14 protein-coding genes and 1 other RNA gene are annotated in these 12,922 nt (G+C 49.8%); 9 read left to right on the top strand and 6 right to left on the bottom strand.

The window, feature by feature from the left end; genetic code table 11:
- Position 1: 1 nt before the first annotated feature.
- The 3 genes from ubiH to AELLOGFF_RS00755 form a co-directional block, all read right to left on the bottom strand.
- Entirely contained in the window at positions 2-1,249 is a 1,248-nt protein-coding gene (ubiH, locus tag AELLOGFF_RS00765; protein ID WP_159266874.1) for a 2-octaprenyl-6-methoxyphenyl hydroxylase, read from the bottom strand.
- The gene (gene pepP, locus AELLOGFF_RS00760; RefSeq protein WP_159266873.1) at positions 1,236-2,567 is read right to left on the bottom strand and encodes a Xaa-Pro aminopeptidase; all 1,332 of its coding nucleotides are present in this window, start codon (positions 2,565-2,567) and stop codon (positions 1,236-1,238) included. The genes ubiH and pepP overlap by 14 nt, the downstream gene beginning before the upstream one ends.
- A gap of 108 nt (positions 2,568-2,675) precedes the next feature.
- Positions 2,676-3,260 (bottom strand): UPF0149 family protein, encoded by a 585-nt coding sequence (locus AELLOGFF_RS00755; protein ID WP_159266872.1) that lies wholly within the window; start codon positions 3,258-3,260, stop codon positions 2,676-2,678.
- A gap of 258 nt (positions 3,261-3,518) precedes the next feature.
- Between AELLOGFF_RS00755 and AELLOGFF_RS00750 the strand changes: the two genes are divergently transcribed.
- The 6 genes from AELLOGFF_RS00750 (at position 3,519) to AELLOGFF_RS00725 (ending at position 6,360) form a co-directional block, all read left to right on the top strand.
- Positions 3,519-3,728 (top strand): TIGR02449 family protein, encoded by a 210-nt coding sequence (locus tag AELLOGFF_RS00750; RefSeq protein ID WP_159266871.1) that lies wholly within the window; start codon positions 3,519-3,521, stop codon positions 3,726-3,728.
- On the top strand, positions 3,725-4,033 hold the full coding sequence (locus AELLOGFF_RS00745; RefSeq protein ID WP_159266870.1) for a cell division protein ZapA: 309 nt from the start codon (positions 3,725-3,727) through the stop codon (positions 4,031-4,033). Before AELLOGFF_RS00750 ends, AELLOGFF_RS00745 begins: the two co-directional genes overlap by 4 nt.
- A gap of 52 nt (positions 4,034-4,085) precedes the next feature.
- A non-coding RNA gene (gene ssrS, locus AELLOGFF_RS00740) (6S RNA) lies at positions 4,086-4,267 on the top strand.
- 69 nt (positions 4,268-4,336) lie between these two features.
- Entirely contained in the window at positions 4,337-4,939 is a 603-nt protein-coding gene (locus AELLOGFF_RS00735) for a 5-formyltetrahydrofolate cyclo-ligase (RefSeq protein ID WP_159266869.1), read from the top strand.
- Positions 4,940-5,293: 354 nt separating this feature from the next.
- A complete protein-coding gene (locus AELLOGFF_RS00730) occupies positions 5,294-5,434 on the top strand; it encodes a hypothetical protein (protein WP_159266868.1) in 141 nt (46 codons plus the stop codon).
- A 650-nt stretch (positions 5,435-6,084) separates the two neighbouring features.
- Positions 6,085-6,360, top strand: coding sequence for a hypothetical protein (locus AELLOGFF_RS00725; protein ID WP_159266867.1), 276 nt, complete (start codon positions 6,085-6,087; stop codon positions 6,358-6,360).
- Positions 6,361-6,615: 255 nt separating this feature from the next.
- On the opposite strand, the gene ilvA is transcribed toward AELLOGFF_RS00725, so the two are convergent.
- Entirely contained in the window at positions 6,616-8,133 is a 1,518-nt protein-coding gene (ilvA, locus tag AELLOGFF_RS00720) for a threonine ammonia-lyase, biosynthetic (RefSeq protein WP_159266866.1), read from the bottom strand.
- Positions 8,134-8,345: 212 nt separating this feature from the next.
- Here ilvA and rpiA point away from each other — a divergent pair, with 212 nt between their 5' ends.
- Positions 8,346-9,017, top strand: coding sequence for a ribose-5-phosphate isomerase RpiA (gene rpiA / locus AELLOGFF_RS00715; RefSeq protein WP_159266865.1), 672 nt, complete (start codon positions 8,346-8,348; stop codon positions 9,015-9,017).
- Positions 9,018-9,071: 54 nt separating this feature from the next.
- Here the strand turns inward: rpiA and AELLOGFF_RS00710 are convergent, their stop codons facing one another.
- Together AELLOGFF_RS00710 and AELLOGFF_RS00705 are read right to left on the bottom strand one after the other, a co-directional pair.
- On the bottom strand, positions 9,072-9,737 hold the full coding sequence (locus AELLOGFF_RS00710; RefSeq protein WP_159266864.1) for a fumarylacetoacetate hydrolase family protein: 666 nt from the start codon (positions 9,735-9,737) through the stop codon (positions 9,072-9,074).
- A 25-nt stretch (positions 9,738-9,762) separates the two neighbouring features.
- Complete coding sequence (locus AELLOGFF_RS00705) at positions 9,763-11,172, bottom strand: FAD-binding oxidoreductase (RefSeq protein WP_159266863.1); 1,410 nt, start codon at positions 11,170-11,172, stop codon at positions 9,763-9,765.
- 92 nt (positions 11,173-11,264) lie between these two features.
- Here AELLOGFF_RS00705 and serA point away from each other — a divergent pair, with 92 nt between their 5' ends.
- Positions 11,265-12,491, top strand: coding sequence for a phosphoglycerate dehydrogenase (gene serA / locus AELLOGFF_RS00700; RefSeq protein ID WP_159266862.1), 1,227 nt, complete (start codon positions 11,265-11,267; stop codon positions 12,489-12,491).
- A gap of 33 nt (positions 12,492-12,524) precedes the next feature.
- Positions 12,525-12,896: a hypothetical protein gene (locus AELLOGFF_RS00695; protein WP_159266861.1), complete on the top strand. Its 372-nt coding sequence runs from the start codon at positions 12,525-12,527 to the stop codon at positions 12,894-12,896.
- Positions 12,897-12,922 lie beyond the last annotated feature (26 nt).

Raw genomic sequence — 12,922 nt, 5'->3', positions numbered from 1 at the left:
GCTACTCCGTTGCCGCGCCGGGTAAAATACCCGCCGCTCTAGCTACAAATTGTGATTTAAGCGGCGGAGTTAAATCCAGCGCTGCCAAGCCCAAGTTTCTAAGTAAACTCAATACCGGCTTGCGATTACTAAAAATATGAGTGAGTCGATCAGAAAACGTGGTAGTGACAAATTGATCTCCACGCTGTTGCTGTAAATAAGTTTGAAGCAAAGCTAAATCACCCACATTACGGCCTTTAGCATGAGCGTCGGCGATGAGACCGCTCAAGCACGCCACATCTCGCAGGGCCAAATTAAAACCCTGCCCCGCCACTGGATGCAAAGAGTGGGCGGCATTACCCAACACAACCACCTGACCACGCACTTGTTCATCGGCCTGCATAAGTCGCAGAGGAAAAGTATTTCGCTGCCCTACTTTTCGCAACCGGCCCAGACGATAACCAAAATTGCGCTGTAGCTCAGCCAAAAATTCATCATCGTTCCAGCCTGCAACCTCGTCTGCCATCCCCTCAGGAAATGTCCATACTAACGCAGAGCGAGAAGCGCCAGATTCATCAGCCAATAAAGGCAGCAGAGCCAGTGGCCCCCTTTCCGTAAAGCGTTCATAGGCACAACCGCCATGCGCTTTTTCAGTTGCCACATTAGCGATTACCGCCACTTGATGATAATCATCAACACTAGCCGCAATCCCCAGCTGCGCGCGCAAACCGGAATCCGCGCCATCGGCAACGGCTACCAATTGCGTTGTTATTTCCCGCTCACCATTGCCATCACGCACAAGCAACCTAGCGAAACCATTAGCCACCGAAACCGACGCCACTGAAGCTGGTGACAAAAAATCGACCTGAGGCCTCAAACGCAGCTGATTCAACAACACATTGCCCAGCCATGCATTTTCTACGACATAGCCCAATGCCGGCCAGCCTTGACTAGCGGCATTCATTAACACGCTACCAAAATGACCGCGATCAGAGACATGAACCTGCGAAATAGTACAAATATGTTCCTTAAGCAGAGGCCATATTGCCAGCTCATCATAAATTTGTGCGCTGCCATAAGATAGCGCAGTAGAGCGCGCATCAAAGCTTGGCCGATACGAAGGCCTGCCCTCGCTAACCGGTGGCAATGGAAAGCTTTCTACCACCAACACCCGCAACCCGGCACGGCTGAACTGGTCTAGGCACAGCGCCAAACTGGCGCCAACCATGCCGCCACCCGCAATAACCACATCGTAATCAGTGTGCGGCAAGACGCGCCTCCGCCATTAACGCTTCAATCTCAGCAGCTTCTTTAGGTACTGCGCCAGTCAATATTTCGCAGCCCGTTTTGCTTACCGCAACATCATCTTCAATGCGAATACCAATACCGCGCCACTTTTCATCCACATCAGTATTATTTGGCGATACATAAATGCCGGGCTCTACCGTCAGCACCATCCCCTCTTCGAGAACTCGCCACTCTCCACCCACTTTATAATCACCAACATCGTGCACATCCATACCCAGCCAATGACCAGCCCGATGCATATAAAACGGACGGTAAGCCTCGGCCTCAATCAACGAGGTCACATCCCCACTCAAGAGACCTAATTTAACCAAGCCCTCGGTGATCACCCGCACAGTTTCATCGTGTGGCTGATTCCAATGATTACCGGGCTTAACTGCCGCAATCGCTGCTTTTTGCGAATCGAGAACCACCTCGTATAAGGCGCGCTGCTCGTCGGTAAAACGGCCACTCACAGGGAAGGTACGAGTAATATCTGCCGCGTAATATTCAAGCTCACAACCGGCATCTATTAACACTAAATCACCATCACGGGCTTCACAGCTATTTTCAACATAATGAAGAATGCAGCCATTTTCACCTGCGCCCACAATAGTGCTATAAGCGGGAAAACGAGCGCCGTTACGAGCAAATTCATGCAATATTTCGGCTTCCAACTGATATTCATACACACCCGAAAAACAGGACTGCATTGCACGTATATGGGCATTTGCAGAAATCTCACCCGCTCTACGCATCACTTTTAGTTCGGCCGCCGATTTATATAAGCGCAAATCGTGAAGGTGGTGATCTAAGTCTAGAAATTCACCGGGAGGTTGGGCACCGGTACGCACTTTTGAGCGAATCACATTAACCCACTGCATGACCTGTCGATCAAACTCGGTGTGCCGCCCCATTGCGTAGTACACCCGCTGACTGCCTTCTAGCAGGCCGGGAAGAATGTCATCAATATCATTAATGGGGAAAGCGTCGTCAGCACCGTATTTGGAACACGCGCCTTCCGGACCAGCGCGATAGCCTGTCCACAATTCCATTGCAGGATCGCGATCCTGACAAAACAAGACATACTCACCCGCAGCACGACCGGGCAGTAACACCAATACCGCATCAGGCTCATCAAAACCAGTTAGGTAATAAAAATCACTGTCCTGACGAAAGGCATATTCCGAATCACGGTTGCGAGTCACCATTTTGGCAGAAGGCACAATCGCGATACTGTCTGGCTCCATCAGTGCCATTAGGTTTTTACGGCGCCGAGCAAATTCCTGCTTACTGATTATCATGCTTATTCCACTACCCTTAGCTTAAATATCCCACATTAATACCTAGCGAGCTTATGCTTAAAACCTTACTTTTAGCCAGACAAATACCGCCGTTCATACGAGGCTATATTAATGCAGACGCGGCGGGTTGCCTTGCTCTTCCCCGTTATCAGCAGCGCCATTACACTCTAAAAAGATAGTCATCGCCGCCATGCGCACATATTCGCACACTGAAAAGAAATCTTGCTCACCATCCTCGTCTGTCTGCTCGTCCGCCGACACTTGGGCTATAGCGGCAATATCGCTTATTGCCTCAGTCAAATCTGGGGAATACGCCTTCTGCTTAGCCGTATTCTGCTGCTTACCGGCCATCGCAAACCCTGTTAAATAACCTTGGCACCACTGACCTAAACTCACAATGCGCTGATCTAAATCAAACTCATCGTCAGGTAGCAGCAAATCTAGGCTCATTTCACCAGACTCCATACTCTCAAGAGCAGAGCTATAGACCACGTACAACGCCTCGCTTTGCTCTGGATTGGGGGTCTCACAGTCCAACAGGTCGATGCAATGCTTAAGCCACCCATCAGCAGTTATACGGCCACCAACTGAAACAAAACCCGCCGCATAGCCATGCAGTTCTGCGGGAGGCTGCAAAGCACCTAGGCTTAAAAACAAATTAGCGAGATCGTCATGCTCTAAACTGGCAGTCATGTAAAAAAAGCCCATAAATATATTGAAGGTGGGCAATGGTAGCGCCACCGCCCTACAAAATCGAATATCTGCGCAACAGAAGGGTTATTAGCCAGCAAAATATACACCGCTAAACATAAATCATGGGGACACTTTTAATAGCTGAGACGGCAAACAAGCACCATAGCATACGTCTGTCTCGCTGAATTACATTGACCCACCTGCAAAAGCCACTCTACTATTATCCAATATCTTTCTACAAACGGACCCAATCTAACGATGGATCAACGACAGTTGCAGCTTTTGGAACGAAAAGTAGACGAAATTGTCCAGTTGTGTGAACAACTAGACAAGGAAAATCGCGCCTTAAAAGCGGATGCGCTGCATTGGCGCTCAGAGCGCGAACAACTGATCGAAAAAACAGATATTGCCCGCGCTAAGATTGAGTCTATGATTCAACGGCTGCGCGCGCTGGAGAAAGAGTCGTGAGTACAAACACCGTCAGCATAAAAATATTAGACAAAGAATATCAGGTGGCCTGCCCACCAGAAGAACAAGCCGCTTTAACGCAGGCGGGGCAATTTCTCGACCAAAAAATGCGTGGCATCCGCACCTCTGGCAAAGTCATAGGCCTAGAGCGAATCGCCGTGATGGCGGCGCTGAACATTAGCTATGAAATGTTACAAGCTAAGCAAAACGCCACGCCAACGGAAGAAGAAACCCAGGTAGCAGAGCGTATTGGCGACAAAATAGAACAAACCCTACAGCGTTGCCGACAATTAGACATCAGTTAATTCCCTTATCGTCCCACCCTATTATTAGGCCGATACAGACGGTATACTTTATTACACCCTGGGATATTAGCTAGGCTGCTTAGACCCCTGAGCCGATGCTTTCCCCCCCGGAGTTTTTTTAGCTGAGATTGGTGTGCATGTCCGCTTGTCGGAAAGCCTAAAAATCTCGCGGAGAACTCCACCTTGAACCGCTGGGTTCAAGGGCCACGTAGCCGGCGGTATCTTGGGGCTTCATTAAATCGCTGCTTTATTCAACCCTGCGTACATCATCACTATTTTCTTTTCCCGCGTTATACTGCTTGGATGAACACTACCCTTAAGTCTCGATTGCGGCGGGAGCTTCGCGCGCGGCGCCAAGGCCTTAGCAAGGCACAACAAACTATTGCCGCCAACCAACTCATGCTCCGACTAATTCGGCTTCCCGTGTTCCATCGCGCGCAACACATTGCCGCCTATATCGCCAGCGATGATGAAATATCACCAGCTCCCCTGCTTCGTTATGCCGGTCTCATAGGCAAACACTGCTATCTTCCTAAAATTTCGCAGACAGCAAATCGCAATGACATGGACTTTTACCGCTATCACTTTAAGCAAACTCTGCAACCGAACCGCTATGGTATTGGCGAACCAAGTGGCTTACGGCGACAACCGCAAGCCGCAAACAAGCTCGACATTGTACTGCTACCGTTAACAGGCTTTGATAAAGAGGGAAGACGTTTAGGGATGGGCGGCGGCTTTTACGATCGCGCCTTTGCTTTTAAAAACGGTAAAAAAAATCAACAGCCCATCATGATAGGCATCGCCCACCACTGCCAAGAAGTTGACTCCCTGCCCGGTGATGACTGGGATATACCGTTAGATTTGATTGTGACTGACAGGCGGGTTATTAAACCGCGAAAACGATAACCTAAGCACCACTCCACGCCATATAAGCCGGAATTTAAGGTATTGCACTAAACCCTCTCACCTCTTCATGCTCAACCATCTGCACCGAGTTATATCCGACCATTTCTACCTTCCATACTCGACCATACTACCCCGTCATACTCGACCCAGATCGAGTATCCAGGTGAGCGTCAGCGAATGCCTGTACATGAAGCGACGTGCGGAGTTTCTTCAAGGTTCGGAGGTTTGTGGATCCCCAATCAAGTTGGGGATGACAGTTGGGTGGTTGAGGTGACGCTCTGGCAGCTGGGTGGCTGGTGCGACGCTCTGACAGTCATACCCGACCCCGATCGGGTATCCAGATGAGCGTAGCGAATGCCTGTACATGTAGCGACGGGCGGGGTGCCCTCAAGGTTCAGAGGTTTATGGATCCCCAATCAAGTTGGGGATGACCGTTGGGCGGTTGGGGTGACGACTGGAGAGTTGGATTATGACTGTTTGGTTTTTGAGGGATGACTTATATGTATATCCAATATCAACGTCATACCCGACCCCGATCGGGTATCCAGGTGAGCGTCAGCGAATGCCTATCCATGTAGCGCCGTGCGGAGTGTCTTCAAGGTTCGGGGTCTATGGATCCCCAATCAAGTTGGGGATGACAGTTGGGCGGTTAGGGTGAAGGCTGGAGAGATGGGTTATGACTTTCTTGATTTTGAGGGGTGACTTATAAATATATCCAATATCAATGTTATACCCGACCCCGATCGGGTATCCAGATGAGCGTAGCGAATGCCTGTACATGTAGCGCCGTGCGGAGTGTCTTCAAGGTTCGGAGGTTTGTGGATCCCCAATCAAAGTTGGGGATGACAGTTGGGTGGTTGGGGTGACGCTCTGGCAGTTGGGTGGCTGGGGCGACGTTCTGACAGTCATACCCGACCCCGATCGGGTATCCAGGTGAGCGTCAGCGAATGCCTATACATATAGCGACATGCGGAGTGTCTTCAAGGTTCGGAGGTTTGTGGATCCCCAATCAAGTTGGGGATGACAGTTGGGCGGTTGGGGTAACGCTCTGGCAGTCATACTCGACCCCGACGGGTATCCAGGTGAGCGTCAGCGAATGCCTATACATGTAGCGACGTGCGGAGCTTCTTCAAGGTTCGGGAGGTTTGTGGATCCCCAATCAAGTTGGGGATGACAGTTGGGTGATTGAGGTGACGCTCTGGCAGTTGGGTGGCTGGGGCGACGTTCTGACAGTCATACTCGACCCCGACGGGTATCCAGGTGAGCGTCAGCGAATGCCTGTATATGTAGCGACGTGCGGAGTGTCTTCAAGGTTCGGAGGTTTGTGGATCCCCAATCAAGTTGAGGATGACGTTGGGCGGTTGGGGGGACGGCTGGAGAGTTGGGTTATGACTGTTTGTTTTTTGATGGATGACTTATGAGTATATCCGATATCAACGTCATACCCGACCCCGATCGGGTATCCAAGTGAGCGTAGCGAATGCCTTTGCTGGGATTAAATTCTCACGCTTAAGGCCAAGACCAGCGGATCCTCAATCAAGTTAAGGATGACCATGAAGACATGAAGACATGAAGACATGAAGACATGAAGACATGAAGAGAGTTTGTGAGTGTATTGAATCAATTACAAACTACGGCCATCAGCAGTGGCCGTAGTAAAGGGAAGAATCCCGACATTAGCTCAAAAACAACTGATACGCCGGGTTATCTGTCTCCTCATGGTAGGAATACGACAATTTATCAAGAAACACTTCAATCTCATTTCGCGCTTCTTTATCTGCCTGTAAGCCCACCAAAACCCGACCATAAGCCGCGCCATGATTTCGGTAATGGAATAAAGAAATATTCCAGCGATTACCCAGTTTGGTCAAAAAATTCATCAGCGCACCCGGACGCTCGGGAAACTCAAAGCGGTAGAGCAACTCACTTTTTACCGCCGCTGGCCGGTGCCCACCAACCATATGGCGAATATGCAGCTTGGCCATTTCGTTGTCAGTAAAGTCCGCCACTGGGTAATCCATTTTCTGCAGCGCCTCGACCAACTCCTGACGATCACCGCCGCCAGCGGCTACTGAAATACCAACAAATATCTGAGCATCACTGTCATCACCAAAACGGTAATTAAACTCGGTGATGTTACGGCGCCCCAACGCTCCGCAAAACTTTTTAAAACTACCTGGGCGCTCAGGGATGGTCACACTTAAAATCGCTTCGCGCTTTTCTCCAATTTCAGTTCGCTCAGCAATGTAGCGCAGGCGATCAAAATTCGTGTTAGCGCCGCTATCTATGGCCAATAAAGTTTGACCAGAGCAATCATTTTGTTCGACGTATTTTTTCAAACCCGCCAGAGAAAGCGCGCCAGCGGGCTCAGCAATGGAGCGGGTATCATCAAAAATATCTTTGATTGCCGCACAAATCTCATCCGTGCTGGCGGTCAACACGCCGTCTATTGTCTTGCGCAACACACGAAACGTTTCTTTGCCAATTTGGGCAACCGCAACGCCATCTGCAAAAATACCCACTTCCGGCAAGGTTGCTCGACGCCCTTTATCCATTGCCAATTTAAGACTCGCGGCATCTTCTGGTTCGACCGCAATCACCTTCACTTCGGGCCGAACATATTTAATGTAGGCCGCTACACCAGCTGCCAAACCACCACCTCCTACTGGCACAAAGACCACATCTAATGGCCCTGTAACCTGACGAAGGATTTCCATTCCCACCGTACCTTGGCCGGCAATGACCTCGGGGTCATCATAAGGGTGGACGTAAACCATGCCTTTTTCTTCAACCAATTTTTTGGCAAAGGTTGAGGCCTCATCGTAGGTATCACCATGCAATACAACCTTGCCGCCGCGAGCGCGCACCGCATCAACTTTAATTTGCGGTGTGGTTCTAGGCATGACGATGGTAGCTTTCACACCAAGTTTTAAGGCCGAAAGCGCCAAACCCTGAGCATGATTACCGGCTGAAGCAGCCACAACGCCCTTGCTGCGTTCCTCTTCACTCAGGCTTATCATTTTGTTGTAAGCACCGCGCAGCTTGAAAGAAAATACCGGCTGTAAATCCTCGCGCTTTAATAAAATGTCATTGCCCAAGCGCTTGCTCAACAAAGGCATAGGATCAACCGGTGACTCTATGGCAACGTCATAGACACGAGCTTTGAGGATTTTTTTGATGTAACTCTGAGGCATGGCTCTGTGCGATCTCCACTGCTGCGCCCAAATCAGCGCAAAAATTCAAGCTGGCAAGTCTACCGCGTATACAGCCAAAGCGCAGCACCCACCGTCGTTCTTAGGCATCAGAATACATAACACCCAAATTGGACCTCGCAATTGACGGCAGCGAATTTTATACTTGCGGTTTACTCTCGCCCGATCCAATGCATGAATCGCAAAGGCCAACTATGACACAAGATGAACTAAAACTTGCGGTAGCACAGGCCGCTATCGACCACATTAAACCCGCCATTCTCGACGGCGAAATTATAGGGATAGGCACTGGCTCCACCGCTAATTATTTTATCGATTTATTGGCAGAGTTTAAAAACGAAATCAAAGGCACTGTGGCAAGCTCAGAGGCCTCAGCAGAGCGATTGCGCAAGCATGGCATCGATGTCTTCGAATTAAACACAACGGGAACCATTGCCGTCTATGTCGATGGCGCAGATGAAGCCAACGATAGACTTGAGCTAATTAAAGGGGGTGGCGCAGCCCTAACTCGGGAAAAAATTGTTGCGGCATGCAGTAAAGAATTTATTTGTATTGCCGACGGCAGTAAATTGGTCGATCATCTGGGTGCCTTTCCGCTGCCCATCGAGGTCATCCCTATGGCTCGCAGCTATGTGGCTCGCGAACTTGTCAAACTCGGCGGCAACCCAGTTTATCGTGAAGGTGTAGTTACCGATAACGGCAACATTATTATCGATGTCTATGACTTTATGATTAGTACACCGCGCAAAACTGAAGAAGTCATTAACAATATCACTGGCGTGGTCACCAATGGGCTCTTTGCTTGCCGGCCCGCAGATGTATTACTTTTAGGTACTAGCGAAGGCGTAAAAACCCTCAAAGCTTAAACGCCAAAACTACGGCGCTCGACTGCAACACAATGCATCGCGCGCCGTTAACAGCTAATTCACAATAGTCTCTACTCGCAAGAGGCTATCCAGCTCTGCAATTAACTTATCACCCGCAGACAAAGGGCCAACGCCCGCCGGCGTCCCGGTTAAGACAACATCACCTGGCTTCAAACTAAAGCTATCACTTATTTCGCTTAACAGGGCCTCAACGCTAAACAGCATATCGCCACAACTACCCTGCTGCTGCACAAGGCCATTACGGCTTAGACGCAGTGTCAGTGAAGAAAAGTCCATGGCGGCGTCAAAGGGCACAAACTCTGACAGCGGACACGCGCCATCAAATGACTTGGCTCGCTCCCAAGGATGGCCTTTTTCCTTAAGCTCATCCTGCAATTCGCGCAGGGTTAAATCCAAAGCCAAGCCAATGCCGGCAATAGCTGCGCGGCAGTCAGCCGCCTTTGCCTTGCTCAAGGGCTGCCCAATTAATAGCGCCATCTCCAGCTCGTGATGACAGGGGCCAAACCCCGCAGGCAAGGAAATGGGGGCGGACATAGGGGTCAACGCCGTCGCCGGTTTAATAAAGAGCAATGGCGATGACGGCACCGCATTGCCCAATTCCTTGGCGTGGTCGGCATAGTTACGCCCCACACACACCACTTTGCCCGGCATATGGGGAAACGCCGTTTTGTCGACAAAAAAATGACGATACTCTTGCATATTCAAACCTTATACAGCGAGCGCATTAATCAAAAATCTTACCCGGGTTCATAATCCCCTTGGGATCAAATACCTGTTTGACCTGACGCATCAAGGCTATTTCTGCTTCCGAGCGCGAATACGATAGGTAGGGCTTCTTCAACAAGCCGACACCGTGTTCAGCCGACACACTGCCGCCAAACTTGGCTACTATTTCAAAAACACCCGTACTCACCGTGGCACATTTTTTAAAGAACTCATCTTTATCCATGCCGTCAGGTTTAAGTATATTAAGGTGTAAATTGCCATCACCTATATGGCCAAACCAAATAATTTCAAAATCTGGATATTGGGCGGTAACCAAGGTTTCAACTGACTCCAAGAAGTCTGGCACTCGTGAAATTATCGTTGAAATATCATTCTTATAGGGGGTCCATTTAGAAATAGTTTCAGAGATATCTTCACGTAAACGCCATAAGTTTTTAAGCTGTTCCAAACTCTGGCTCATCACGCCATCACTTACCCAACCTTCTTCCACGCAGGTTTCAAACAATGCCATGGCTTGCGCCTCGACCTCGTCGTTTAGGCATTCAAATTCTAATAAGGCGTAATAGGGGCAGACCGATTCAAAAGGCCGTGGCACCGCACTGTGAGCAACGACTTTTTGTAATGCCTGCTCTGAGAAAAACTCAAACGCCGTCAAATCCATTTCGGCTTGAAAGCGATTAAACAAATTCATAATGCCGTTAAAATCTTCAACCCCAAGCACAAAGGCGGTTAAATTTTTCGGTGCGCGAGTCAACTGCATGGTTGCCTCAACGATTAACCCCAAGGTGCCTTCAGCGCCAATAAACAATTGCCGTAAATCGTAGCCCGCATTGTTTTTTAACAATCCGCGATTTAATTCCAGCATTTCGCCACTACCAGTGACCACCTTCAAACCGGCCACCCAGTCGCGGGTCATACCATAGCGAATGACTTTGATGCCGCCGGCATTGGTCGCAATATTGCCACCAATTTGCGAAGAGCCTGCCGAGGCAAAATCAACTGGGTAAAATAATCCATGCTCTTCAGCAAAATCTTGCAGCTGCTCAGTAATCACACCGGCCTGACACACCACCGTCCGATCAATAGGGTCAAAGTCACTGATATGACTCATATAGTCAAACGACACCACCACTTCGCCATTGGCCGCAACCGCGCCACCACTCAGGCCAGTACGGCCACCAGAGGGAACAATGGCAAAGGCCAGCTGATTGGCCAATTTCACCACCGCTTGCACTTCTGCCGCGGTGCGCGGAAATACCACCGCCAAGGGTGCGGGGGTATGTGCTTTTGTCCAATCACGACCGTGGCTGAGCAGAATCTCTGCGTCGCTGCGCACTTTGTCGTCACCGACTATCGCTTGAAGCTCAGTAATAATAGTTTCGGGTGACGAAGTAAGACTTGCCGACATGGTAAAAATGCCTCTCTGAATAGCACTTGGGAAAGGCGAATATGATACCATACTGCGCTTTCACTGTACCTCAGAGTGAGGCGAGCAATCTCATGGCAAAAACATCCCTCGACAAAGCCAAAATCAAATTCCTATTATTGGAAGGCGTCCACCAATCGGCAGTAGATGCCTTACATGCATCTGGCTACACCAATATTGACTACTACCAAAAGGCTTTACCTGACGATGAGCTTAAGCAAAAAATCGCTGACGCCCATTTTGTCGGCATTCGCTCGCGGACCCAGCTCACGCCAGAAGTATTAGACGAAGCCAAAAAACTCATCGCCATTGGCTGTTTTTGCATCGGTACCAATCAGGTCAACCTACAGGCTGCCACCGAACGCGGCATTGCCGTCTTTAACGCGCCGTTCTCTAATACACGCTCAGTAGCTGAACTCGTCATTGCCGAAGCCATCCTATTACTGCGTGGCTTAGCAGAGAAAAATGCCGCCGCCCACCGTGGCGAATGGATGAAAAGCGCCGTTGGCTCTTATGAAATCCGCGGTAAACGCCTAGGTATCATCGGCTACGGCTCAATTGGTATGCAGCTATCTGTGATTGCAGAAAGTCTAGGCATGGAAGTTTGCTTCACTGATGTGGTCAATAAACTACCCTTAGGTAATGCAAGCCAAATCAGCTTGGGCGAATTACTGGCCACCGCAGACATCGTTAGCCTTCACGTCCCTGAAACGGCGTCTACGCAAATGATGATTGGCGCCAATGAACTCGCACAAATGAAACCTGGCGCTATCTTGATCAACGCCGCACGCGGCACCGTTGTCGACATCGATGCGCTAGTCGATGTCCTCCGTGACAATAAGCTTGCCGGCGCGGCAATAGATGTATTTCCAGAAGAACCGCGCAGCAATAACGACGAGTTTATTTCACCACTACGCGAATTCGACAATGTGTTTTTAACGCCTCATGTTGGTGGCTCCACCGTTGAAGCGCAACAAAACATTGGCTCAGAAGTCGCTGACAAACTGGTAAAATACTCTGACAACGGCACCACCACCTCGTCAGTCAACTTCCCAGAAGTTGCTCTGCCTGCGCACCCCGGCAAACACCGTATCCTGCACATTCACCATAATGTGCCGGGAATACTTAGCGCCATTAACCAAATTTTCTCTGACAACAACATCAATATTAGCAGCCAATACCTGCAAACCAGCGAGAAAGTCGGTTATGTGGTCATGGATATTGAAGAGGGCTCTAGCGAGTTTGCTGTTGAGAAATTATTAGATGTAAAAGGCACTATTCGCTGTCGCGTTTTGTTTTAAACCATCACTTTTACTTAGGAGACATCGCCCAAGATGGCCGACATACTTTCACCCGAACTCGCTGCGCTTATCGACAAACGCGCGCTGGTCGGGCTCAGTTATTTCGACATTAACGGCGATGCCTTACAGCAAAGAATGCTGGCTGGCACCGTGGTTAGAGTCACAGCCAAAGACGGCATTACCCTTCGCCAAAGTAACGACGACGAATTCACCCTACCCTCATCAATGGCGCCGTGGTTCCTTGCCCCCGCAGGTAATTACAAAACCGGTGACGGTGAAGCTATTAGCGACCCCGACTACCTAGTTACCTGGAATGTGCATCGCTGCCAAGATAAAGACAAACCCGAAGGTGAGCATCAATGGTGGGAATGGGTGGCGAATACGACGCCGCCGTCGGTAGGGTAATCATCAGCGCTAACGGCAACCCGCCT

It is taken from the genome of Zhongshania aliphaticivorans (assembly GCF_902705875.1).
GTDB classification, from domain to species: Bacteria; Pseudomonadota; Gammaproteobacteria; order Pseudomonadales; family Spongiibacteraceae; genus Spongiibacter; species Spongiibacter aliphaticivorans_A.
This window is presented reverse-complemented; position numbering and strand designations above follow the sequence as displayed.